This window comes from Brevibacillus humidisoli, assembly GCF_020923435.1.
GTDB classification, from domain to species: domain Bacteria; phylum Bacillota; class Bacilli; order Brevibacillales; family Brevibacillaceae; genus Brevibacillus_E; species Brevibacillus_E humidisoli.
In genome coordinates this window covers 3,173,975-3,197,284 of sequence record NZ_CP087263.1, presented here as the reverse complement: position 1 = coordinate 3,197,284, position 23,310 = coordinate 3,173,975, and the positions used below count along the sequence as shown (strand labels likewise).

Below are 23,310 nucleotides of genomic sequence, written 5' to 3'. Positions count from 1 at the left end.
GGAGAGAAGCAGTCATGAAGAGAGTATTTTTGCTGCTGTGTCTGTTTGCCTTGGCCTTGGCTGGCTGTGGCGGCGGCGGGCAGCCAGCGGACTCCAGCCAGTCGCAATCGGCAGAAGGAGATCGAGGCCAAGATCAGCCGAAGAAACGGATCGCCCTGGTGCTCCCGGAAAAAATCGGCGTCAATCCGTTCTTCCAGCAGATGGATGAAGGGGTTAAGAAAGCGGCTGAGGAGTTTGGACTGGAGGCAAAAACAATTGAGGCGACCGATCCCAACGCGTTCGAAGAAAACCTGCGGGTTGCGGTGGCTGAACAGTACGATTTGGTTATTACGGCTACCTTTCAGGCAGAAGATGCTTTGAAAAAAGTGGCGACAGAAAATCCGGACCGTCAGTTTGCGATCATCGACACGGTCATTGATCTGCCCAACGTGCGCAGCGTCTCATTCCGCGAGCACGAAGCGGCATACCTGATGGGGGCTGCCGCCGGACTGGCGACCAAGACAGGAAAAGTGGGAATGGTAGCAGCGATGGATATTCCACTGTTGAAAAAATATACGGTTGGCTTCGAGGAAGGTCTGAAAGCGACCAATCCGGATGCGGAGTTCCTGTTGAACTACGTAGGCAGCTTTGAAGATCCGGCAAAAGCGAAAGAATTGGCGCTGCTGCAGCATTCACAAGGTGCTGATTTTATTGCAGGGGCCGCTGCTGTAGGCGATCTGGGCGTGTTCGAAGCGGCCAAGGAGAAAGGGTTTTACACAGCCGGCCAAGACATAGACCGTACGGAAGTGGACCCGGAACATGTCGTCTTGTCACAACTAAAGGGTACCGATGTAGCGGCGTATGAGACGGTAAAAGATTTTGTCAACGGCACGTTTACACCAGGGGTGGTCGATTACGGATTGAAAGAGAAAGGCGTTGGTCTCACTTTCGTCACCCACGAAAGCAAGTCTCCGCTCCATCCGTTTATCGGCGAAGAGACGATCGCCAAAGTGAAAGAAATCAATGACGAGATCGTCTCTGGCAAGCGTGAGGTCCCCGACCCGCTGAAAAACTAGATCGGGCAAACCGGCTACCCACCGTAGTCGGTTTCCTCTTTTCTCGACAAAGGGGTGACACTGTGTGACTGTTTTACTGGAAATGGAGAACATCACCAAGCTGTATGGCACGTTTGCCGCCAATCAGCAGGTTAGCTTTTCCCTCAGACAAGGGGAGATCCACGCGATCGTGGGGGAGAATGGAGCGGGCAAAACAACGCTGATGCGCATGTTGTACGGCATGGAAAAGCCGACAGATGGCACCATCCGGATCAACGGAGAAGTGAAGCGGTTTGACAGCCCGGCAGACGCGATCAAAAGCGGGATCGGCATGGTTCACCAGCACTTCATGCTGTTTCCCACTTTCACGGTGGCAGAAAATATCGTGATCAGTCAGGAACCGGCAAAAGGGGTCTGGTTTGACCGGAAAAAGGCGGCCGCTCAGGTGAAGGAGCTCTCGGAAAAGTACCGGATGAGCGTCGATCCCCACAAGAAGGTCTGGGAGTGCACCCTGGGCATGCAGCAACGTGTGGAGATTCTCAAGGTCCTCTACCACGGTGCCGATATCGTGATTCTCGATGAGCCTACGGCCGTGTTGACGCCGCTGGAGGTAAAAGAGCTGCTGGTTACACTGAAACATCTCGCTCAGCAAGGAAAAAGCGTCATCCTGATCACGCACAAACTGCACGAGGTGATGGAAGTGGCCGATCGTATCACGGTGCTGCGGGGTGGACAGGTTACGGGGACGCTGAAAACAGCGGAGACAAACGTGGAGGAACTCTCCCGGTTGATGGTCGGCCGCGACATCGCTGAGATCCAGCGCAGCGAACGGCCGCGAGGTGATGTGCTGCTTGCGGTAAACGAACTGTTTATCCGCGGCAACTCGGGGAAACCGCTGTTGGACCGTGTCAGTTTTCGCGTCCATGCTGGTGAGATTGTCGGGATTGCCGGTGTGTCCGGCAACGGTCAGTCAGAACTGATACAGGTCATCACCGGTCTGCGCAAGGCAGACCAGGGAGACGTTTACCTGCTCGGACAACCGATCACCAACGCACCGGTGCGCAGCATTCGACAGCAGGGTATGGCCCACATCCCGGAAGATCGTTATCTGTTGGGAGCAGCCAAGGACGGCAGTATCGTCGAAAATGCGATCTTGCATCAGTACGTGCAGCCGCTCTACCGGCGCTTTGGCCTGCTCAGGCAGAAGCGGCTCCAGCAGTTGACCGAGCGCTGGGTGAAACAGTTTGCTGTCAAAACCAACTCACTGTATGAAAAAGCGCAGCATCTGTCAGGGGGGAACCTGCAGAAGCTGATCGCCGCCAGAGAGATCGGACAGGAGACGCCTTTTTTGCTAGCGGCTGAGCCGACCCGTGGCGTAGACATCGGGGCCATGGAGTTTATTCATGCCCAGCTGCTAAAAAAGCGGGAGCAGGGTGACGCGATCCTGCTCGTCTCATCGGAATTGTCAGAAGTGATGGCCTTGTCCGACCGCATCCTGGTGATGTACGAAGGCAGAGTTGTCGGGGAGTTGGACAGTCGGGAAGCGACGGAAGAAGCGATCAGCCTGTTGATGGCGGGAGGAGGAGCACGATGAGAACGAAAGAACTAGCTTTTGCCCTGCTCCATCCGCTGCTGGCCGTATGCGTCGGGCTGCTCGCCGGTGCCCTTGCGATCTGGGTGGTGGGTGCTTCGGTAATCGAGACGTATGCCGAACTGTGGAAAGGTGCGTTTGGCAGCTTTTACTTTTTTACCAATACGCTAACCAGAGCGACGCCGATCATCCTGATCGGATTGGGGGTGGCGCTTGCCTTTCGAGCCGGGTTTTTCAATCTCGGGGCAGAGGGCCAAATGGTGCTGGGAGCTGTGTCGGCTGCTTTAACGGCTCTCTACCTGCCAGGTCCTGGATGGGTGAAGCTGATCGCGGCCTTGTTGGCCGGGTTTCTCGCAGGAGGGCTTTGGTCGATCCTCGCTGGTTGGCTGGATGCCGCCTTCCGCTTAAATCTGTTGATTACGACCTTGCTGATGAACTATATTGCCGCCTTGTTTGCCGGTTATCTGGTGACCGAACCGTTTAAGGACACATCAGGTTCGGCAGCGATGGCACAGACGCCGATGATCGACAATACGGTCTGGCTGCCCAAGCTGTTTTCCGGCATGAGCCTGCACGCCGGTTTTCTGATCGCGGTCACGGCGGCGATCCTGCTGTACTTGATGATCCGCTCCAGCTCATTTGGCTATGAAGTGAGGGTGTTGGGATACAATCCTTCCTTTGCCGCTTACGGCGGCATCCGCCGCACACGGGTGATGCTGTGGAGCATGCTGATCAGCGGCGGGTTGGCGGGACTGGCAGGAACAGTGGAAGTATTGGGCATGCAGTATCGTTATATCGATGGCGCCTTGACCGCACCGGGGTACGCCTGGACCGGACTGATGGCCACTTTGCTGGCCAATTCTCATCCGCTGGGTACCGCTGCTGCCGGCATTCTGTTGGCTGCGTTGGAGACGGGAGCGATGGGAGTGGAACGCAATACAGAGGTGCCGCTGGAGATAGCCAGTGTGATCCAGGCTGTCCTGATCTTGTTCGTCTCGGTCAAGTTTAGCTACTCGTTCTGGAAACGGAAAAAAGGGAGGGGATCACATGGAACAACTGCTTGACCTCTCCTTGTTGAACTCAACCATCCGGATGGTGACGCCGATCCTGCTTGCCGCTCTCGGAGGAGCGCTCTGCGCCCGCGTCGGGTTGTTTAACGTGGGGCTGGAAGGGCTGATTCTGATCGGAGCGTTTTCGGCGATCGTCGGCAATCACTTTACAGGCAGCCTGCTGTTGGCCATTCTCTTTGCGGTGCTTTGTGTGGTGCTGTTTTCCCTCTTGTTTGCCTACATCACCATCGACCTCAAGGCAAACGAGATCGTCGTCGGGATCGCCCTAAACTTCCTGGCGACTGGACTGACCACGTTTGCCCTGCGCACGATCTTCGATGTCAAGGGTGCCTTTTACGACAAAAATATGGAGGGGCTGCCATCAATCGATCTGCCCATCATGGGTGACGTTCCGGTGGTGGGGACGATTCTCTCCGGACATTCGCCACTGGTCTACCTTGCCTTTGGCCTGGTTTTCGTCCTGCACATCTACCTGTTTAAGACGGTCTCTGGTTTCCGGCTGCTGGCTGCCGGTGAGAATCTGACTGCTGCCAAAAGCTTGGGGATGAAAGTTCGTCGAACCCAATACGGAGCGATCCTGGTTTGCGGTCTCTTGTGCGGATTGGCAGGTGCCCAGTTGTCGCTTGGACAGGTGACCATGTTTTCTGAGGGGATGACCGCGGGTCGCGGCTTTATCGCGCTGGTGGCGATGATGCTCGGGCAGTCTAATCCATTTGGCGTGATGGGGGCCAGTCTACTCTTTGGCTTCATGGATGCGCTCAGCATCCGTCTGCAGGGATTCTCGATCCCTACTCATTTCACCTTGATGCTGCCGTACGTGATGACGATTGCAGCGATGTTCTTCTTCCGGGACAAGAGCTATCTGCAGCTCGCACAGCGGGGCGGGGGCGGTTCGCGCTAGCGAGTGTTTGACAAGTATGGTGATTCATGGGCAGAGTGGAGTTGTGAGGCGAACCGCTGCCCCGCTTTAGAACAACTCCACACGAGAGAGGAGGCGGTAGCAGATGAACAAAGCAGAGCGGATCAAGCGGATGAAGGTTCCCGCCGTCGATCCGTCCCTGGCGCACCGATTGCCGCCGGGTCAGGTACTGACGGATCGGTTTCCGATCCTGCATGAAGGAGACGTGCCGACATATGACCTTGACACCTGGACACTGCGGGTCTTTGGCGAGGTAGAGCAAGAGAAAGTTTTCTCGTTCACCGATCTGATGGCGCTGTCGCAGACCCAGTCAGTCTGCGACATCCACTGCGTCACTCGCTGGTCCAAGTTTGATACCCAGTGGGAGGGCGTGCGCTTCACTGAGTTGCTGGACGTGGTGCAAGTGAAGCCGACAGCGAAGTACGTGATGCTCTACGGCGACCATGATTACACGGCCAACCTGCCGCTTCGCGAGCTGATGGGCGAGGGGATTCTCTTGGCTCACACCTATGCAGGCAAACCGCTCACCGCGAAGCACGGCTGGCCGCTGCGGCTGATCGTACCGCACCTTTACTTTTGGAAAAGTGTCAAATGGATTCGCGGGATTGAGTTTATGACCGAAGACCGCCCCGGATTCTGGGAGCAGAACGGTTTTCACAATGATGCCGATCCGTTTCGGGAGCAGCGTTTCTCTGGAGAGGAACTGCCGATACCGGAAGACGAATGGTTGAAAAAGGAGTTTGATTGAGATGCTGTTATCCATCCTACGTGTCAATCCGGAAGAGATCCCAGCCCAGGCGATTGTCTGCGGCGATCCGCACCGTGCGGCAGTAATCGCTGATTACTTGGAGAACAGCCGGGAATTGGCGTTCAGCCGCGAATACCGCACGTTTGTCGGCGAGTATAAAGGGGTGCCGTTGGCGGTGGTCAGCCACGGCGTCGGTTCACCCGGTGCCGCTGTCTGCTTTGAAGAACTGATTCGGGCCGGGGTAACCACCTTGGTCCGGGTGGGCACGGCAGGCTCACTGACCGGCGAACTTCCACCTGGTAGTTTGGCGATCAGCACCGCCGCGGTACGTGAGGAAGGGTTGACCCGCCAGTATGTGCCGCAGGGTTTTCCGGCAGTTGCCGACAGCACCGTGGTCGAAGCTCTGTACACTAGTGCACGCGAGAGAGAAGGAGTCGTCAGGAAGGGAATTACCCTCACGCTGGATGCTTTTTTTCGTGGCGTGGTCGAACTCCCGCATAAAACGTATCAGCAGGCAGGTGTGATTGCGGTGGAGATGGAGACAGCCGCGCTGTTCGTGATCGCCTCCCTGCGCGGCGTTAGGGCGGGATCGATCTTGGCGATCGACGGTTATGCCGACGTGGATCTGGCTCAGGAGTACAACCCGCATACCGATGAAGTGGCCAAAGCGGTGGCGCGGGAGATTGAGATCACACTGGAGGCGTTCCGCAGGCTGTCGTCCCAGGAGGCATAAAGGAACGTGAACGAGAGTAGGACGACAGAGGATAAGCGATAGAGAAGCTAGAGAAAACGGGCAGATGTACGGAAAGAAAGCCTTTTAGGGACAGAGTGAGCTCCCTAAAAGGCTTTTGCTTTTAGTGGGGCTCACCGCCCCCTCTTAGATCTCAGAACGATCCACTCGCTGACAACCAAATGCAGGACGAGACCGGCCCAAATGTTCACATTCAGTACTTCTTGCACCATGTACGCTATTCCTCCAGCAGGAAGAGCCAAACCATTGAACAAATAGGAAAGAAGCAGCAGAATCGGCACCAGGACGCGTGCGCCAACAGCGACCAATGTAATGCCGAAACTGTGAATCATCCATTTGCGGTACTCCTCGTATTCACCCCTTACCGCTGTACGATACCCCTTCCAATTGGTGAACGCTTTTACGCCGAACTGTACAAGAGCCAATTCAGCCGCCAACCACCAAAAGCTGTCTGACCAAATCTGATGTGTTATCACCATCGGCTCCGCTAGGTTGGTTGGCAAAAGTGTCCGGAAAAGAGCTGCTTTCCACCTGTACCGAGGCTTGGTCTTCAAGCTAGGCCGACTCTTCATCAGTCGGCCATTTTCATGTGCAGGATTTCTACAGGAGAATAATGGTCCACAGAGCGCACCTCCATTTTGTGTGAAAATTTGCTGAACGAGCAAAAAGGACCAGGAATCAAAGAAATACCTTGAATCACCTTGTGATTTCAAAGAATAACGTTCAGATCAGCAACAGAGCAAGGCAAAATAGGAAGGTTTTGCTTTCTTCCTTGAGATTTGCACCAATTGCCCGATTATGGTAATTTGTTGACTTGGATAAACTGACCATGAATTCGTTCATCAGGTAAAGAAATGAGAGTAAAAGGTGATGAACATGAAAAACGTAACAGTCGTATTCTTCTTGGCGTTGGCACTTTTACTGGGAATAGCAGCGTGTTCGGATCAGACAGAAACACCGCCACATTCGGAGCACAGCAATGCCGGAGAAACGACAACAGGACAGCCGGATGGGGAGCAATCAAATAGGGAACAACCAAGTGGAGAACAAGTGAAAGAACTGGATATTTCCTATGTAAAGGAAAACCTGAAGCAAGGTCTCTCCCAAGACGAAGTGAAGAAGTTGTTTGGCGACAAGTTCACGAAAGTAAAAAGCGCGATGGACAACACCGACATGTGGCGATATGATTTCGGTGCCAGAGAAGGATACCAGTCGCCAGATGATCAGTATGACACGGTAGATGTGGAAGGGATCAAGAACGGAGAACTGGAGATGATCGTATTCGTTGGCTGGACGATCGATGGAAGGGTTGACACTTTTTCCGCCTACTACATGAAAAAAAGCGATGGAAATGTGTACGATTATCGAGTGCTGCCAAATGGTGAAGTAAAAGAGCAAGCCATTTGATTCTATTGATAGTGGGTTCTCCTGCCTTTGCCGAGGGAGCAGACGTTCCGAACCGTCCGCCCCCCGGCTTTTTTATTAGGCATGCTGCAAGGCGGCCGGTTTTGGTCTGGCACCCGATCCATGTCGGGCGGAGAGTGAAGCAAGTGCAGCCCGATACTGTTCAGTCAAGGCCTGTTGGATCTCTGCCGAGGCATACGGGTGGACCGATAAGCCGGCGTTCAGGAGAAACTGTTCGTACTGCTCTGCGATTTGAACTTTTTGCAGTGCCATCTCAATGTGAATGTTGCGAGCCATGGGAGTATGCATGCCCATCGCCGAAGAAAAATCTTCCTTGGCCATGGAGACTGCGTTGAGACGTCCGTCCAGGGCAATCAAATAGTCTGTTTCGGATGAAACAGCGCCAATGGTTGGGAGTTGCTGCACAGGAGGCAAGGAAACGTATCCCGAGTCTTGAGGGGTCAGGAGTTGTTGCATTGCTTTCATGTGGGCAACCATGATTTGCAGGTTGTTCTGTACGATCAACTGTAATGAATGGCTCGTCTGCAACGATAAGTAGTAGCTCAGCTTGGCAATCGTCCCCTGGTGCATCGGGAGGTGATTGCCCATGAGACCGGCATCAACGGCGTACAACTGCAATGACCTCATCCTTTCCAATTATTTGTGTACGTTTGTAAGATAACCTGAACCATATGTGACTGATACATGCCTTGGATAAAAATATCAAAACGAAAAACCTCCGCCGTTGTACGTCAGCATACTGGTCAAGACCCCATTTTGTAGACACTAAAAAACCCCCCCGGCCGTTAGGCCGCAAGCTGACGCCTGTACTCGACTGGCGTCAGCTTATTTAATTTGATTTGTATACGCTCCTCATTGTAAAAACGAATGTAGTCCTCAATTCGTCTTTGTGCCTCATCCAGACTTCGTATATCATAAGGATAGAGAGCTTCCGCCTTCAGATGCGAGAAGAAGCTTTCCATAGCGGCATTGTCCAAACAATTGCCGCGACGGGACATGCTGATTCGGGCGCCAACCTTCAGCAGCATGTCGTGGTATGCGTGGGACGTGTACGGGTAGCCTTGATCGCTGTGAACGATCAGTCCAATCACGTCCTTATGCTTTTCAAATGCTTTCCGAAACGTCTCTAGGACAAGGGCATTGTCATTGTGTAAGCTCACATGGTACGCCACGATTTCGTTGTGAAACAAGTCTTTAATCGCTGATAAGAAAATGCGTTGATCTCCTACACGAAACTGGGTAACGTCGGTCACCCACTTTTGGTTCGGTTTCTCGGCTGTGAAGTTACGCTTCAACAGATTTTCGGCAACACGACCATCTAATTCAGCCGCTTGATACGTGCTCCGATACGCTCGCTTGCGACGAATAATGGCTTTCAGCCCAAGAATTTGCATGAGCCGTAACACCTTCTTATGATTCACAACCTTGCCGTATTGACGAAGGAGTTCCGCCTGAATTCTTCGATACCCATATGTTCCTTTTCGTTCTGTACTTTCTTCCTACACCTCCCGCATCCAGATTTCCAAACACTTTTTTAGGATTTCGTTCTCCCGTTTCAATTTTCGCACATGTCGACCTTGATCGATGTACTCTGCACGTCGTCCACGCTGGTCCAAAAGACCAAACTCCCCAAGTTGTTTGTATTTCCGCATCCACTTTTTCACTCGATCCTTATCCTGGATTCCCAAATGCTCAGTGATTTGTTTGTACGTCCAATTCTCCGCTACATGCAACCGAATCGCCTCAATTTTCATCGTCATTGGATAATGCTTGAACTTTTGCCCTTTGAATGCCATAAAGAATACACCCCCTAAAGTAACATCGGTTTTCCCTAGGGGTTTTTCCAATGTCTACTTTAAGGGGTGCACTTCATACATCAGCGGAGGTTTTTTAGCTAAGCATTCATTCTCAAGATCTAAGGGCCGAAGGGATACCAAAAACTCTCAAACACATACAGCTTCAGAAAGATAGAACAGACGACCAATCCGACGCTCGCGGTCAGTGTGAAGGTATCCAGTCGGGTAAACGACGTAGCGTTGTACCAGCTGCGGCTGCGTCGGTTGCCGAAGCCACGCAGTTCCATCGCGTTGCTCACCGTCTCCACTCGGTCGAGACTGGAGACAAACAGCGGCATCAGCAAGGCTACCCACGCTCTCATCCGCTTCCCTATGCTGCCGCTTCCTTTTTCCAGAGAGACGCCGCGAGCTTGCTGGGCATGGGCAATCTGCATGAATTCACGCTGCACATTGGGCAGATAGCGCAAGGCGATGTTCAGCGAATAAGCGATCTTGTAGGGAACGCCAATCCGATGCAGACTGCTGGCCAGTCGGCTGGGGTGAGTGGTCAGGATAAACAGGATGGCCATCGGGAAGATCGCCAGGTATTTGACGATCAGCATCACACTGTAAAAAGCGGTTTCTTTGGTGATCGTCAGACCGGCAACCGTAAAGAGCGGATGCTGCACCGCTACGAACCTGCCAGCGTAGGAAGGTGTCAGGATATTGGTCAGTACAGCGGTTAGGGTGACGAATCCGATCATCATCAGGATCATCCGCCGGATGCGCCAAAAGGAGATCTGAGCTAGTGGAATCAGCAGAAACCCCCCCAGTAAAAAGACGGCCAGGATACGAATGTCATAGAACAGGAAGATGGAGACAACCCAGCACGCCAACAGAGCAAGCTTGGTTCGTCCGTCCATCCGATGCAAAAACGAGCTGCCGGGAATGTACTGAAAGTTAAACGATTGCATCTGTCTTCACCTGCCTGTCCGCATCGATAAAGTACTGGATAAACTGGTCTGGCTGCGCAACCCCCAGGTGTTTGGCCAACTGGTACAAACTGGTTGTGCGCAGACTGGCCGCTGTCAGCGGCGGCTCGTCGGCAAACAAGCGGGATGTGGCCATATCGCCGATGATCTCCCCCTGACTAAGCACGATGGAGCGGCTGGTGTACTCCAGGGCAAGATGCATGTCATGGGTTACCATCAGCAGAGCGATACCCGTCTCTGTCAGACGGCTGATAAAGTCCATCATCTCCCGATAGTGACGGTAGTCTTGTCCGGCTGTCGGTTCATCAAGCAGCAGGACCCGCGGCTTCATGGAGAGGATCGACGCTATCGTAAGGCGTTTTTTTTGTCCAAAGCTGAGCGCAGAGACCGGCCAGTTCTTGTGGCCAAGCAGGTCGCATACGTGGAGCGCCTCTTCCACACGTTGCAGGACTTCCGCTTCATCCAGACCAAAGTTGCGCGGACCGAAAGCCACTTCATCTTTTACGGTCTCCTGAGAGATCATGTGGTGTGGATTTTGCATTACGTAGCCGATCTTGCCGCCCCGCTGGATGACGTTTGCCGATTCAGCCGGTTTCCCCTCCAGAAAAATCCGCCCCTGCAGCGGTTTCAGTATGCCAAGCATCAGATGGGAAAGTGTCGATTTGCCGGCTCCATTATGGCCTAACAGGGCAATACGTTCCCCTGGACGGACCGCGAAGCTGATCGCCTTCAGCAAGGGCTCCTCAGGGGTATAGGAAAACCAGACATCGTCGAACTGAAGCAGAGGAGCCGTATCCACCAAGGGGGCATCGGATGCTGCAGTATGGAATTGCCATTGGCGGAAGCTAGGCAGGACATCGTCGCGTTCGACTGCGCTGACCGCCAGGGGAATCGTCTCTGCGGTATAGGTGAGACCGGCCCGCTCCAGTGCTTCCAGATAGAGTGGATGACGGATGCCGGTTTGCTTCAGTTTTCCAGAGCTGACGACATCGGATGCGCTGTCATCGGCCACGATCTCTCCTTGCTCCATCAGGATGATCCGATCCATGCCGATCTCCAGCACTTCTTCAATGCGGTGCTCGACGATGATGATCGTTTTGTTGTACCGCTGGTGAATCTCGTCAATCAGGGCCATCACCTGCTGCCCGCTTTGGGGGTCAAGGTTGGCCAAGGGCTCGTCGAACAGCAGGATGTCCGGATTCATGGCGGGGATGCCGGCGATCGCTACCTTTTGCTTCTGACCCCCGGAGAGTTCCTGAGGACTTTTGTCGATCTGACTAACCATGTTTACCTTGGCCAATGCTTCCTTGACCAGCGCGACCATCTCTTTGTAAGACATCTCTTGGTTCTCCAGGGCAAACGCCACGTCCTCACCGACGGAAAGTCCGACAAACTGCCCTTCCGGGTCCTGCAAGATGGTTCCGACACTCTCGGAGATCTCGACGATTCTCATGGACGAGGTCGGTTTGCCATCGATGATGATCTGCCCCTGCAGTTCTCCCTTGTAGCTGTGGGGAATCAGCCCGTTGAGACAGCGGGCCAGCGTCGATTTGCCGGAACCACTCGGACCGGCGATCAGGATTTTCTCGCCGCGGCGGATATCCAGATTGATCTCGCGAATGGTCGGATGCTTCAGACCTTCGTATGTATAGCTCACCTGTTTTACAGATACGATTGGTTCCATTCTGACTCCTTTTCAGTGAAAAACCCTCTGCAGCGAGAGGGTTTCTCTATCTTGATCCAATTGATAAGACGTGATGGGGCGCTGCAGTTCGTTTCTTACTTGCCGATCTCCAGGTCGGTATGCCCGCTTTTGCGGCGAGCAAAGGCAGCGATCAACAGCAAGCCCAAAGTAGCTACCCAGACGACGTTAACCAGTGCCGGGACGATGGCCCAACTCACAACGGCTGTTGCAAACGGCGTTCCCATCGCGACGTCTACCAGAGCGGCTGCGGTAAGACCGACGATGTTGCCAACCAAACCGTAGAGGACAACCCACAGATAATGCTTTGTACGAACCTGGCCGCGGTTCACATCGAAATCCTTCATAAGAAAGACGAGACCGGCGAATATGCCAATGATCCCGTTGCCGATGTTCCAGTGCAGCCAGATCTGGCCAGAGAACAGATCATTGATCATCGCACCAAACGTGCCGACGAAGAAGCCGACCAGCGGACCGAACATCGCTCCGATCAGGGTGAGGACGGAGATGGCCGGACGCAGGCTGTTCCCGGCGACCGGAACGAAGTTGGTCACGTAGGATAGCAGACCGTAGAGGACAGCACCAATCCCGATCACCACGACCGTTTTGGTACTAAGTTCAAAGATAGACTTAGATGAAGACATGAGTGCATTTCCCCTTTGATGATAAAATAAAAAAACTCCCAATAAGAGGAGTTGTACACGTCCTCTTATCTTGCAAGCATCGCGCTTGCGGGAATTGGCACCATCATGTTGTGCGTCACATGTGGTTGCCGGGTTTCATAGGGCCCTGCCCCTCCACCTCTCTGGATAAGAGATCTTTGGCTATGTAAAAACAGATAAAATGTACCATTTGATGATCATGATGTCAATCTGTTTTTATGCTTTAGAATTATCGCTATACTGACCTTGCCAGGAAAATATTGAAACAAAGGAGTTGGACGATGGAACAGTACTGGCAGCACGAGGAGTTCGTCATCTCGACAGAGAAACGTTACCTGAATCTCGATTTAATCCATACGTTTTTGTCACAGGACTCATACTGGGCCAAGGGAGTACCGCGAGAAGTGGTAGAAAAAGCGGTTCAGCATTCAGCGCTCTGCTTTGGTCTTTACCGGGGTGATCCTCGGCAGGGCACCGTCGAGCAGGTTGGCTTTGGCCGGGTGATCAGCGATCTAGCTACATTTGCTTATCTTGCTGATGTGTTTATCCTGCCTTCGCATAGGGGGCTTGGACTGTCGAAGTGGCTGGTACGGGTGATTGTGGAGCACCCTGAGTTGAGTAGACCGAGACGGTTTATGCTCGCGACGCAAGACGCCCATACGCTCTATCATCGTTATGGATTTGCTCCGCTGGACAAACCGGGGATGTTTTTGCAAAAAGTAACCAAAAACCCTTACGGAACAGAGTCTTGACGCTTGATAGGATGTATACTAGAATGTGAAGGACGAACACAACGAAATAGACTCGTATAATCATGGGAATACGGCCCATAAGTATCTACCAGATGACCGTAAATCATCTGACTACGAGTGAAAGAGCGTCTAGGGTTCCGCTTTTCCGCTGCTTGCCGTCTTGGCTACAGTCGAGAGATGATGGGAATGCGAGTGATAGAGCACATGCTGCGCATCCTCTAGGAGAAGGTCTGGACCGAGCGACGCAGACACGTGAGTTTGGCTTATGTGTTACACCTTAGGGAGAAAAGCCCAGAAGGACAGGTTTCACTTCGATTGCATGTCTGTAATCAGTGGAACTGTCCCTCTGGGCTTTGTTTGTTATTGGTACAAGGAGGCAGCCTAGCCGTCGGGGAGTTGCGTGCTGATGCGACATAGCAGATGCGCGGGCCCGTCAGGTATTGCCGATTAAGATAGAAGATTTGCGGCGGGACGGACCGCCGATTACGACAAAAGGGAGACGAGATGATGAAAGCATTGCAGGAGCGCATCAGACAGGACGGTATCGTTTTGTCCAGTCAGGTGTTAAAAGTAGATTCTTTTCTCAATCATCAGGTAGATCCGATGCTGACGATGGAGATCGGGCAGGAGTTTGCCAACCGGTTTCGAGCGGATGGCGTCACCAAGGTGCTGACGATCGAAGCGAGCGGCATTCACTTCGCGATGGCTGCCGCGTATGCCTTGCGGGTGCCGTTTGTCTACGCCAAGAAAAAGCAGGCGGTTACGTTGACGGAGGATGTCTACAGCGTGCCAGTCTATTCTTTTACCCGCCAGGAGACGTACCGGATCAGCGTATCCAAGCGTTATTTGTCCGAGGGGGACCGCGTGCTGATCGTAGATGACTTTCTGGCTACCGGTGCTGCTCTGCTGGGACTGGTAGAGATCATCAAACAGTCCGGTGCAAAACTGGTTGGCGTCGGTGCTGTGATCGAAAAGAGCTTCCAGGAAGGTCGGGGCAAACTGGAACAAGCGGGTGTTGCGATCCATTCGTTGGCTCGGATTGAATCGATGTCGCCTGGTGAGATCCGGTTTGTAGAAGAGACAGAGAAAACACTGGCAGAGGAGACGAGTACACGATGCTAAGCAAACAAAAACAGTTTACGCTGGGACTGCAGCATGTCCTGGCGATGTACGCAGGGGCAGTAGTTGTCCCGCTGATCATCGGCGGAGCACTCAAGCTGTCTTCTGCCCAGATGGCCTACTTGATCGCCGCCGATCTGTTTACCTGCGGGATCGCTACTCTGCTGCAGGTGATTGGGACACGATATCTGGGGATTCGCCTGCCGGTCGTGTTGGGCTGTACCTTTACGGCGGTCGGGCCGATTATCGCGATTGCCTCTACGACCAACCTGGCTACGGCTTACGGGGCGATTATCCTCGCCGGGATCTTTGTCCTGCTGGCAGCGCCGTTATTCGGCAAGCTGCTGCGCTTCTTTCCCACCGTCGTCACCGGTTCGGTCGTGACGATTATCGGGGTATCGCTGATCCCTGTCGCGATGAACAATGCGGCAGGCGGACAGGGCAGTCCCGATTTCGGTCAGCCGCACAACCTGCTGCTTGCGTTCGGTACGCTTGCGCTGATCCTGCTGGTTAATCGTCTATTTGGCGGTTTCATCCGGGCCATTTCGGTGTTGATCGGACTGATTGCAGGTACAGTGGCTGCCTATTTTATGGGGATGGTCAGCTTTGCCGAGGTCTCCAACGCATCATGGATCAGCATCGTTCAGCCCTTTTACTTTGGGACACCTCAGTTTGATCTGGTGGCGATCCTGACCATGATCCTGGTCTGTGTGATCAGCATGGTGGAGTCGACAGGAGTCTACTTTGCACTTAGTAAAATAGCTGAGAAAGAGTTGACCCAAGGCGATATCGTCAAGGGCTTGCGGGCCGAAGGGGTGGCCATCGTACTGGGCGGCGTGTTTAATGCCTTTCCCTATACAGCCTTCTCGCAAAACGTCGGACTGGTCTCGCTGACGCGTGTCAAAAGCCGTGATGTGATCATCGCCGCCGGATTGATCCTGGTCGTTCTGGGGATGCTGCCCAAGCTGGCGGCCCTGACCACTGTAGTCCCGAGTGCCGTATTAGGCGGGGCGATGATCGCGATGTTTGGGATGGTTGTCGCGTCCGGGATCAACATCCTCTCCAGTGTCGATCTGAAGCAAAACGAGAACCTGCTGATCGCCGCCTGCAGCATCGCTGTCGGTCTCGGTTCTTCCGCCGTGCCGCAGATGTTTGACCTGCTGCCGACGACGCTCAAGATGCTGCTGCAAAACGGGATTGTCACCGGTTCGTTGACTGCTGTCGTGTTGAATATCCTGCTGCTGCACACCAAGCAAAAGAAAGAAACCAAGTTGGTCATACAGACGTCTGTGAATGAGGCGTAGACAGAAGACGAGGAGGGTGTCCCAAAAGTAAACTTAGGAACGACCTCATCAGAAAAAAAATTAGATAAGTCTCGGAAGAAACAAAAAACAAAGGAGCTAAGCGACCTGTTCTCGCTTAGCTCCTTGTCTTTGGGCGTCCACTGCAGCCTTCTTGAGCAAATTGTGGGCAAGGGAAAGCCACCCGACCTCCAGACTTACTTTCGGTAAGCCTCGAAGCAGGAACCTTTTGAACCCTCGATTGTTCTTCATAGCACCAAACACGGGCTCCGGCTCAATCATGCGCCTCACTGCCAGGGCATACCCTTCTTCGCTGCGGAGCTTCTGCTTTGCTTGGTTCTTTAGCCGCAAATACTTCATGCTGACTTTGACTTCGCGATTGCCTTGGGCTTTCGTACACTGAGACTTCAACGGACAGTCCTCGCAACCGGCGCTTCTGTAATGACGGTACACGATTTCGTATCCACTTTCCGTTTTCTCCTTGCTCTCTCTTCGGAAATGGAGGGTTTGCCCCGCTGCGCATGTCCACGTATCTTGCTCACTGTTATACGTCCAGTTGTCGATCTTGCTGATGTCCCTTTGCCATGCCTTGCTTTTTTCGCGGTGATACGTGCTGTATTTGACGATGGCTTCGACTTCGTTTTGTTCGAGATAGTCATAATTCTCTTCGCCGCCATAACCCGCATCTGCGATGACGCTTCTCGGTAGCTTTCCGATCTGCGCCTTTACTTTTTCAAGATGAGGGATAAAGCAGCGCGTATCGGTCGGCCGCTGATGCACACTGTAGCCGACAATGAATTGATTTTCGGTGCCAATCTGCACATTGTAGCCAGGTTTGAGCTGGCCGTTTCGCATGTGGTCTTCCTTCATTCGCATAAAGGTAGCGTCAGGGTCCGTTTTGCTGTAACTATTTCGAGTGCCTAGTATCTTCTCATGTGTTTCATACTTTTGGAGGCGAGGAAGCAGGTCTTTGCGGATGGTGCGAACCGCCTTCTTTAGTGGCTTGTCTTTTGGCTTCTCCTGCAGGCGTTCCTCCAATTGCTTGACGGCATGCTCCAGCTTTTCACTTGTGAGGGTAGAGGACTCGCCCAGCTCGCGAAGATCTTGGCCCCCGTGCGCTCCTTCTTCTTGCTTTTCGGCTTCCTCAATGGTGGCAAACAAGGTCTTCACTTTCTCCTGGAGCTTGGCTTTGTGCTTGACGACAGCCTTTCCCCAAACAAACGTATACCGATTCGCATTGGCTTCGATCTTGGTACCGTCCACAAAGTAATGCTCCAGCTGCACGTAATTCTCCTCGACCAAGAATTGAAGAATGGCGGTAAACACAGTCTCCAGTACGGGTTTCATTCGTTCCGAGCGAAAGCGGTTGATGGTGCGGAAGTCCGGACGTTGTCTGCCTGCGATCCACATGAACATTATGTTTTCACGGACGGCCTTGGCAATCTGGCGAGAAGAGTAGATGCGCTGGGTGTAGGCATAGATGATGATTTTGGTGAGCATCTTGGGGTGATAGCTGTCTCGTCCGCCTCCGGGGTAAGCCGCGTCAAAGATGGCGTCGTCGAGACGATTGACAGCGGCGTTGACCACACGAACGAGATGATTGGCGGGAATGTCCTCTTCTACATCCATTGGTAAACAAAGTTGATCCATGGTATATTGAATGTACAAAGAAACCACTCCTTTTGTATGTGTTGGGTCGCACTTACATTTTACCAAAGGATGGTTTCTTTTTGTTTTTCTAGATTGAAAAAAAAAGGGGATCCCTCAGCCATTATTCATGGCTTTTGGGACACCCTCCTCGATTCTCATTGGAAGCTGGTTTTAGTTTCTGGAGAAGGTGAGAGTAAAATCTCTCAGATCTCCAACCTGCTCTTGCGTATCATACGGATCATCATCCCAAGCGATGTAGCTGAACCATGCATCCAAATCAACTCGTAATTTTGTTTTATAATCCCCATCACCAATGTAGTCAGGTTCCGATTGGGTAATCGCGGCGAAATTTTGTACAGTAGCAGCGACAACATATTCTCGCTCGGCGGTAGACCAAGGAATGTCATAATCTCTATACTTGATCTCCACATTTACCTCTTCATCATCGGGAACATCTGATTCATCTTCTACATAGATGTCATATTCATCTTCTGTCATAGATATCTGTGAAGTGATACCAATCGACCCACCATACTCCGTCCCGGATACCACTCCCGATAATCCTCCGCCAACAGAATATTGCCATGTGGTCTTTTCTGGGCTTTGCTTCGGGTCATAATCAAATGCATGATTGTCATATCCCTCGTCATTGAAATGATCAAAGTCTATCTGAAACTCAAACTGATCTGTTTCATACTCTGGGTCAGAGACGTCGTCATTATCTGGATCTATATGTGCCTGACCCATGTACCCAATATAAGCATCCCCTGATTCATCCCAAAGGTCTGCGAACTGATACCAGAACCTGGCATCACCGAAAGAACTGTAATCATTTTCGTAGTTCCATCCCCACTCATCCCAACCGTTTTCCACATTAAACTCATCAAAATCTTCAGCTCTTGCGGTATTTAGCAAACGAAACTTTGTTTCATCTAGCTTCATAATATGTGAAACCTCATGATCTTTTTGCCGATGCCACGCATTTACGATAATAAGCTTATTTACTTCTTCATCCGATGGATGATCTCGTGCAAAAGCGGCTCCCCTGACATATTTGCCTGATTTCGTTTTTGACAATGCAAGATAAATCTGTTCCTGACCTTCTTTTAACCTCTTTTCAGGGACTGCATGATCTCCTGAACTTGTTATTTCGTATAGCTTCGTATACAAGTCTAGAGAGTCGGTTTTAAAATGAATGGAGTACCCTTTATCAAGGAATTTGTCCAGTTTTTTAAACGACTCCTTCGATAAAAGTTGTTCTGCCATCTTGTCATCGATAATCAAAGTCTTTATTTTATTTGTTTTCTCTCGTTGTTCAATTTGTTCGTAGTCGGGTTCTGGTCCATCAAGTTCCTCAATATCTATACTTTCTGACAAATCTTCTGGAAAACTGAAACTGTCGAATACAAAGACTTGCATATTTTTCTGTTTTTTGATCTCTTTCAGGGTTTGTTGTTCATCATTGTACAGATATTTAGAATCAAGTACGTCTGCTTTTAATGGATTTGGAATATAAGCTTCAAGGATAAACAAACTGAAAAGAAAGCAGCAGATCAAAAGAATCTTTCCTATTTTCAAGCCCAAAACCCCTTTCGTGGTAAGATGGGTGAATCTTCCACCGAAAAAAGCTTTAAGCCTCCTTTCTTTCGCGGTTGGAATGTCCCTTACTTTTTTGGATAATTAATCCTGGCGCTAAGCATACAGCATGAGAAAAAGGTTGTAAACCCCTTTTTCCATTTTTAGTTAGCAACCTTGTGGTGTCATGCAAAACCTTTCCCTACCAAAACTGAGTCACATTCAGTATGAAATAGTACTATATCTGACCTATCTGCCGTTACAAAGCATTTTTTACCCAGTGCATCATATGGTACTATGAAAAGGTAAGCTCATATCCTTTTTCAAGAATGGAGGAGTTCAGCGGTATGGCAAAAGCGATTACGGACTGCACGGTCTTACATAATGGTGTGGAAATGCCCTGGTTTGGCTTGGGCGTATGGAAGGCGCAAGAAGGAGACGAAGTAAAGAGGGCGGTTCGCTGGGCGCTTGAAACCGGCTACCGCAGCATCGACACGGCTGCCGTGTACGGCAATGAAGCAGGTGTTGGGGAAGCGATCCAGGAGAGCGGTGTTGCCCGCGACCAACTGTTTGTAACCACCAAGGTGTGGAATTCGGAGCAGGGCTACGAGACAACCCTGAAAGCATTCGAAGAAAGCCGCAAAAAACTGAAACTGGATTATCTCGATCTGTACTTGGTGCACTGGCCAGTCAAAGGGAAATACAAAGAGACCTGGAGGGCACTCGAAAAGCTGTACAAGGACGGACACGTACGGGCAATCGGGGTCAGCAACTTCCAGGTGCATCATCTGGAAGATCTGATGGCCGATAGCGAGGTTGTCCCCATGGTGAACCAGGTGGAATTCCATCCGCTGTTGACGCAACAGGAACTGCGTACATTCTGCCGTCAGCACAGTATCCAACTGGAGGCGTGGAGTCCGTTGATGCAGGGCAATCTAGATCAGCCGCTGCTGACCCAACTGGCTGAAAAGTACGGGAAAACGCCAGCACAGATCGTGCTCCGTTGGGATCTGCAGAACCAGGTGGTCACTATCCCTAAATCCGTTACGGAGCATCGCATCCGCGAAAACGCCAATATCTTTGACTTCGAGCTAAGCGCCGAAGACATGGAACAGATCAGTGGGCTGAACCAAGACAAACGCTTTGGCCCCGACCCAGATAACTTCAACTTTTAAAAATGCAGGACAGAGGGTAACCCGTCGAACGAAGGCGGGTTACTTTTTTTGACGGATAGAAGAAGGACAAGTTGGTTGGAGCAGGGGACCATATAACCCTCCCAAGCCAGGATTGAGGCTGTTCATATGGGAAGAATGCCATGATGTACGCAGAGTTCCCAATCGGTGTACGGGAAGATTCTGTCCAACCTGTTCTGTTGGTGAGACAGAGAAATAGGGCGTTCTCTAGAGGAGAGATGCATCGGGAGGATGATAAGGGTTCCATGTATAGTGACAAGATGGCGGAGTACGCAAGGAAATGTTGCGTATGCAAGCAAACGTTACGCGGCGAAAGAGAAAAACAGGTGGGTGAAAGCCTTGGCAGTGCCCACAGAGTCGGAGCGGAAACAAAGCGGTACACGCTTGACGGCCAACTGCTCCCCTGAACTCCCTTCGCCCCTTGAGGGCTTCTGTCCGACGTACCGTTTTGTTGGAGCGTAGACAGTCATCCTGGCTTCCCCGCAGGTACTGGCACGAGCCGAGCGTGTTTTTCTCTTTCACCCCCTATAGCTTGTCCAAAGCGGTGGGCCACCAGCTTGTCATTTCTCTGACGGTTTTTCTTATGCGTCCCGCAACAACCCCCTCAGCACAACCGCAAAGAACCTGCGGCTTTCCAGCGGAAGGTTAAAACTATCATCACTCATACACCAGTCATAGATGCATCCCCGCATGCAGCGCGTCAACGTCTCGATGATCTCCTGCAGGGACAGATCGCTGCGCAACTGATCACTGCCCTGCCCTTCGCTTACAAACGCTGTCAGAATGTTGTACAGATGCCGGCTTTCATCCAGGAAGTAATTGTGCGGATTAGGGGTTAAGGCGTTGATGTAGATCACCCTCATGATCTCTTTGCCCAGTTCATGTTGGATGTACGTCATCTGGGCATCGACGAACGAGAGGATCTTCTCGGTCGTACGCATGTCGTGAGGTATCGTTTGACTAAAACTCCAATAAAACTCATCGATCTCTTTAAATTTCTCCAAAAAGATTTCGTACTTGGATTGAAAGTGGGTGTAAAAGGCGCCTTTTGATGTGCCGCTTTTTTTGACGATTTCATCTACGGTTACTTGATTGTATCCTTTCGTGCTAAACAAGCGTAAAGACGTCTCCAGAATCTTCTTTTTTGTTTTTTGTGCCTCGATTTGTCTAGGCGTCAACTTGGACACGTTGATGACCCCTCTCCATTTTTAAAATTTTCTAAATATTATTGACTATAACCTGGGTGCTCCTATAAAATGGGTGGCAGTGACAGACTGTAGTCTGCGACTGTGGTCCGCGAAATCGGGTTGTACGTTTCCATCTTATCTGTTTTTCTCAGGAAAACTCAACTCAATCACAAAGAATCCATCATTGGAGGTAAACCATGGGGGAGGGAGAAGCTGATGGACATCGTCGGAGACAGAACCTTGCGGGACTTGCTGCAGGAAAAAGTGAGCATGCATCGGGAGAAGCCGTTTCTGCTGTTTGAAGATGAGGGTGAGCGAGGCTTTCACCTCACGTATGGGCAGTTCGAGGAGAGAGTGACACGTCTTGGCAACGCGTTTGCGCAGTTGGGTGTGGGAAAGGGAGACAAGGTAACGATACACTTGCCCAACTGTCTGGAATTTATGACGGCCTGGTTCGCAATCGCCTCGATTGGAGCTGTGATGGTGCCAACCAATATCCTGTCCACTGCAGGCGAGATGGAGTACATCCTGGAACATTCCGGGTCCGTCCTGCTCATCACGGAAGAACGGTACCTGCCCAAGTTTGATCAGCTGCGTGGCAAACTGCCCAACCTTCGCAGCATCCTGCTTTCCCGTTATAAAGGAGGTGAACATGCAGACAAGAGTTTAGATCACCACATGGAGCGAGCTTCCACTGCACCGCTGGAAGTACCGCTGAACCCGGAAGATGTGGCTGCCATGCTCTACACCTCTGGCACGACATCACGGCCAAAGGGTGTGCTGGTCACCCATGCCAACTATCTGTATGCAGGCGAAGTGATGTCGAAGTCGATCCGGTTGTCGCCAGAGGATCGTCAGTTGATCGTGCTGCCTCTCTTTCACGGAAATGCACAGTATTACTCAACCATGTCAGCCTTGACAGTTGGCGCAAGCGTTGCCATAACGGAACGGTTTAGCGCCTCAAGGTATGCAAAACAGGCGAAGCGTTTGGGGGCTACGGTCGGCTCGCTGTTTGCCGCTCCGATACGAATGATCTTGGCGCAGGAATACGATCCGGCCGATCGTGAGAACCGGTTGCGTGTGGTCTGGTTCGCCCAATCCGTGACCAGAGAACAGCTGGCCCTCTTCGAAGAGCGTTACGACACCAAACTGCTCCAGCTGTACGGGATGACGGAAACGATCGGAGCCCCTTTGATGAATCCGCTCGACGGCATTCGCAACAACATGGGGATCGGCAGACCGACTCTGGGTTACGAGGTAAAAGTGATCGATCCATCCGGCATGGAATGTCCAAGGGGAGAGGTGGGTCAGCTGATTGTGAAAGGAATCCCCGGCCGCAGTTTGATGAAAGGATATTTTCGCAATCGAGAGGCAACGGAAGAGACGCTGAGGGACGGCTGGCTGTACACGGGAGATCATGCGCGGATTGATGAAAGCGGTTACTTTTTCTTTGTGGACCGCGCTAAGGACATGATGAAACGAGCCGGTGAGAATGTAGCGGCTCAAGAAATCGAGAACGTGATTGCCAAGCATCCCAGTGTATACGAGTGTGCGGTGATTGGCGTTCCCGACGAGATGCGTGACGAATCGATCAAAGCGTATGTGATGCTACACCAGGGAGCGCAAGCAACGGCGGAGGAGATTATCGCTTTCTGCACGGCTCGTCTGGCCAAGTTCAAAGTTCCTGAATATGTGGAGTTTGTCGAGGAGTTTCCTCGTACCTCTGTCGGTAAGATTCAAAAACATGTGCTGCGCAGATGGCACGAAGAGCGCGGTTGAACACACCCCCTGTTCAAGAGAAAGGATGCTTGGATGCAGCAGCGTCCTTGAAGGGGTGTGTTGGATCGAGCAGTCTGCGTGCTGC

23 protein-coding genes, 1 pseudogene and 2 riboswitches are annotated in these 23,310 nt (G+C 51.9%); of the genes and pseudogenes, 14 read left to right on the top strand and 10 right to left on the bottom strand.

Features of this window, described 5'->3' with window-relative positions; translation table 11 throughout:
• Positions 1-14: 14 nt before the first annotated feature.
• The 6 genes from LOK74_RS15720 to LOK74_RS15695 all read left to right on the top strand — a co-directional run bounded on the left by LOK74_RS15720 (position 15) and on the right by LOK74_RS15695 (position 6,095).
• Positions 15-1,055 carry a BMP family lipoprotein gene (locus tag LOK74_RS15720; protein ID WP_230042963.1) on the top strand — a complete coding sequence of 347 codons (1,041 nt, stop codon included), beginning with the start codon at positions 15-17 and terminating at the stop codon, positions 1,053-1,055.
• Positions 1,056-1,119: 64 nt separating this feature from the next.
• Positions 1,120-2,628 carry an ABC transporter ATP-binding protein gene (locus LOK74_RS15715; protein WP_230042962.1) on the top strand — a complete coding sequence of 503 codons (1,509 nt, stop codon included), beginning with the start codon at positions 1,120-1,122 and terminating at the stop codon, positions 2,626-2,628.
• The gene (locus LOK74_RS15710) at positions 2,625-3,689 is read left to right on the top strand and encodes an ABC transporter permease (protein ID WP_230042961.1); all 1,065 of its coding nucleotides are present in this window, start codon (positions 2,625-2,627) and stop codon (positions 3,687-3,689) included. Before LOK74_RS15715 ends, LOK74_RS15710 begins: the two co-directional genes overlap by 4 nt.
• Entirely contained in the window at positions 3,673-4,596 is a 924-nt protein-coding gene (locus LOK74_RS15705; protein WP_230042960.1) for an ABC transporter permease, read from the top strand. The genes LOK74_RS15710 and LOK74_RS15705 overlap by 17 nt, the downstream gene beginning before the upstream one ends.
• 103 nt (positions 4,597-4,699) lie before the next feature.
• Positions 4,700-5,362, top strand: a complete 663-nt coding sequence (locus LOK74_RS15700) for a sulfite oxidase-like oxidoreductase (protein ID WP_230042959.1) — start codon at positions 4,700-4,702, stop codon at positions 5,360-5,362.
• Between the two features lies 1 nt (position 5,363).
• A complete protein-coding gene (locus LOK74_RS15695) occupies positions 5,364-6,095 on the top strand; it encodes a nucleoside phosphorylase (RefSeq protein ID WP_230042958.1) in 732 nt (243 codons plus the stop codon).
• A gap of 131 nt (positions 6,096-6,226) precedes the next feature.
• Here LOK74_RS15695 and LOK74_RS15690 read toward each other — a convergent pair whose 3' ends face one another.
• Positions 6,227-6,667, bottom strand: a complete 441-nt coding sequence (locus tag LOK74_RS15690; protein ID WP_230042957.1) for a hypothetical protein — start codon at positions 6,665-6,667, stop codon at positions 6,227-6,229.
• Positions 6,668-6,989: 322 nt separating this feature from the next.
• Here LOK74_RS15690 and LOK74_RS15685 point away from each other — a divergent pair, with 322 nt between their 5' ends.
• Positions 6,990-7,520, top strand: coding sequence for a hypothetical protein (locus tag LOK74_RS15685; protein WP_230042956.1), 531 nt, complete (start codon positions 6,990-6,992; stop codon positions 7,518-7,520).
• 75 nt (positions 7,521-7,595) lie between these two features.
• Here LOK74_RS15685 and LOK74_RS15680 read toward each other — a convergent pair whose 3' ends face one another.
• The 6 genes from LOK74_RS15680 to LOK74_RS15655 all read right to left on the bottom strand — a co-directional run bounded on the left by LOK74_RS15680 (position 7,596) and on the right by LOK74_RS15655 (position 12,651).
• A complete protein-coding gene (locus LOK74_RS15680) occupies positions 7,596-8,156 on the bottom strand; it encodes a hypothetical protein (protein WP_230042955.1) in 561 nt (186 codons plus the stop codon).
• A gap of 167 nt (positions 8,157-8,323) precedes the next feature.
• Positions 8,324-8,995: an IS3 family transposase gene (locus LOK74_RS15675; RefSeq protein WP_230047029.1), complete on the bottom strand. Its 672-nt coding sequence runs from the start codon at positions 8,993-8,995 to the stop codon at positions 8,324-8,326.
• A 42-nt stretch (positions 8,996-9,037) separates the two neighbouring features.
• On the bottom strand, positions 9,038-9,334 hold the full coding sequence (locus tag LOK74_RS15670; protein WP_230042954.1) for a helix-turn-helix domain-containing protein: 297 nt from the start codon (positions 9,332-9,334) through the stop codon (positions 9,038-9,040).
• Between the two features lie 119 nt (positions 9,335-9,453).
• On the bottom strand, positions 9,454-10,287 hold the full coding sequence (locus LOK74_RS15665) for an energy-coupling factor transporter transmembrane component T family protein (protein ID WP_230042953.1): 834 nt from the start codon (positions 10,285-10,287) through the stop codon (positions 9,454-9,456).
• Positions 10,274-11,989 carry an ABC transporter ATP-binding protein gene (locus LOK74_RS15660; RefSeq protein ID WP_230042952.1) on the bottom strand — a complete coding sequence of 572 codons (1,716 nt, stop codon included), beginning with the start codon at positions 11,987-11,989 and terminating at the stop codon, positions 10,274-10,276. The genes LOK74_RS15665 and LOK74_RS15660 overlap by 14 nt, the downstream gene beginning before the upstream one ends.
• Before the next feature lie 95 nt (positions 11,990-12,084).
• Positions 12,085-12,651 carry an ECF-type riboflavin transporter substrate-binding protein gene (locus LOK74_RS15655; protein ID WP_230042951.1) on the bottom strand — a complete coding sequence of 189 codons (567 nt, stop codon included), beginning with the start codon at positions 12,649-12,651 and terminating at the stop codon, positions 12,085-12,087.
• Between the two features lie 62 nt (positions 12,652-12,713).
• Positions 12,714-12,823: riboswitch (SAM riboswitch) on the bottom strand.
• Between the two features lie 127 nt (positions 12,824-12,950).
• Between LOK74_RS15655 and LOK74_RS15650 the strand changes: the two genes are divergently transcribed.
• The 3 genes from LOK74_RS15650 (at position 12,951) to LOK74_RS15640 (ending at position 15,844) form a co-directional block, all read left to right on the top strand.
• Complete coding sequence (locus LOK74_RS15650) at positions 12,951-13,421, top strand: GNAT family N-acetyltransferase (RefSeq protein WP_230042950.1); 471 nt, start codon at positions 12,951-12,953, stop codon at positions 13,419-13,421.
• A 32-nt stretch (positions 13,422-13,453) separates the two neighbouring features.
• Positions 13,454-13,555, top strand: a riboswitch (purine riboswitch).
• 373 nt (positions 13,556-13,928) lie between these two features.
• Positions 13,929-14,543, top strand: coding sequence for a xanthine phosphoribosyltransferase (locus LOK74_RS15645; protein ID WP_230042949.1), 615 nt, complete (start codon positions 13,929-13,931; stop codon positions 14,541-14,543).
• Entirely contained in the window at positions 14,537-15,844 is a 1,308-nt protein-coding gene (locus LOK74_RS15640) for a nucleobase:cation symporter-2 family protein (protein WP_230042948.1), read from the top strand. The genes LOK74_RS15645 and LOK74_RS15640 overlap by 7 nt, the downstream gene beginning before the upstream one ends.
• Positions 15,845-15,940: 96 nt before the next feature.
• Here LOK74_RS15640 and LOK74_RS15635 read toward each other — a convergent pair whose 3' ends face one another.
• Entirely contained in the window at positions 15,941-17,509 is a 1,569-nt protein-coding gene (locus LOK74_RS15635) for an IS1182 family transposase (protein WP_230042947.1), read from the bottom strand.
• A 153-nt stretch (positions 17,510-17,662) separates the two neighbouring features.
• The gene (locus LOK74_RS15630; RefSeq protein ID WP_230042946.1) at positions 17,663-19,069 is read right to left on the bottom strand and encodes a hypothetical protein; all 1,407 of its coding nucleotides are present in this window, start codon (positions 19,067-19,069) and stop codon (positions 17,663-17,665) included.
• Between the two features lie 344 nt (positions 19,070-19,413).
• Here LOK74_RS15630 and LOK74_RS15625 point away from each other — a divergent pair, with 344 nt between their 5' ends.
• The 3 genes and pseudogenes from LOK74_RS15625 (at position 19,414) to LOK74_RS24105 (ending at position 20,721) form a co-directional block, all read left to right on the top strand.
• On the top strand, positions 19,414-20,241 hold the full coding sequence (locus LOK74_RS15625) for an aldo/keto reductase (protein ID WP_230042945.1): 828 nt from the start codon (positions 19,414-19,416) through the stop codon (positions 20,239-20,241).
• A gap of 103 nt (positions 20,242-20,344) precedes the next feature.
• Positions 20,345-20,455, top strand: a pseudogene (locus tag LOK74_RS24395) (transposase zinc-binding domain-containing protein); the annotation flags it as partial.
• Between the two features lie 143 nt (positions 20,456-20,598).
• The gene (locus tag LOK74_RS24105) at positions 20,599-20,721 is read left to right on the top strand and encodes a hypothetical protein (RefSeq protein ID WP_255679462.1); all 123 of its coding nucleotides are present in this window, start codon (positions 20,599-20,601) and stop codon (positions 20,719-20,721) included.
• 119 nt (positions 20,722-20,840) lie between these two features.
• On the opposite strand, the gene LOK74_RS15615 is transcribed toward LOK74_RS24105, so the two are convergent.
• Positions 20,841-21,446, bottom strand: coding sequence for a TetR/AcrR family transcriptional regulator (locus LOK74_RS15615; RefSeq protein ID WP_230042943.1), 606 nt, complete (start codon positions 21,444-21,446; stop codon positions 20,841-20,843).
• Positions 21,447-21,662: 216 nt separating this feature from the next.
• Between LOK74_RS15615 and LOK74_RS15610 the strand changes: the two genes are divergently transcribed.
• Positions 21,663-23,225, top strand: a complete 1,563-nt coding sequence (locus tag LOK74_RS15610) for an AMP-binding protein (protein ID WP_230042942.1) — start codon at positions 21,663-21,665, stop codon at positions 23,223-23,225.
• The last annotated feature ends 85 nt before the right edge of the window (positions 23,226-23,310 follow it).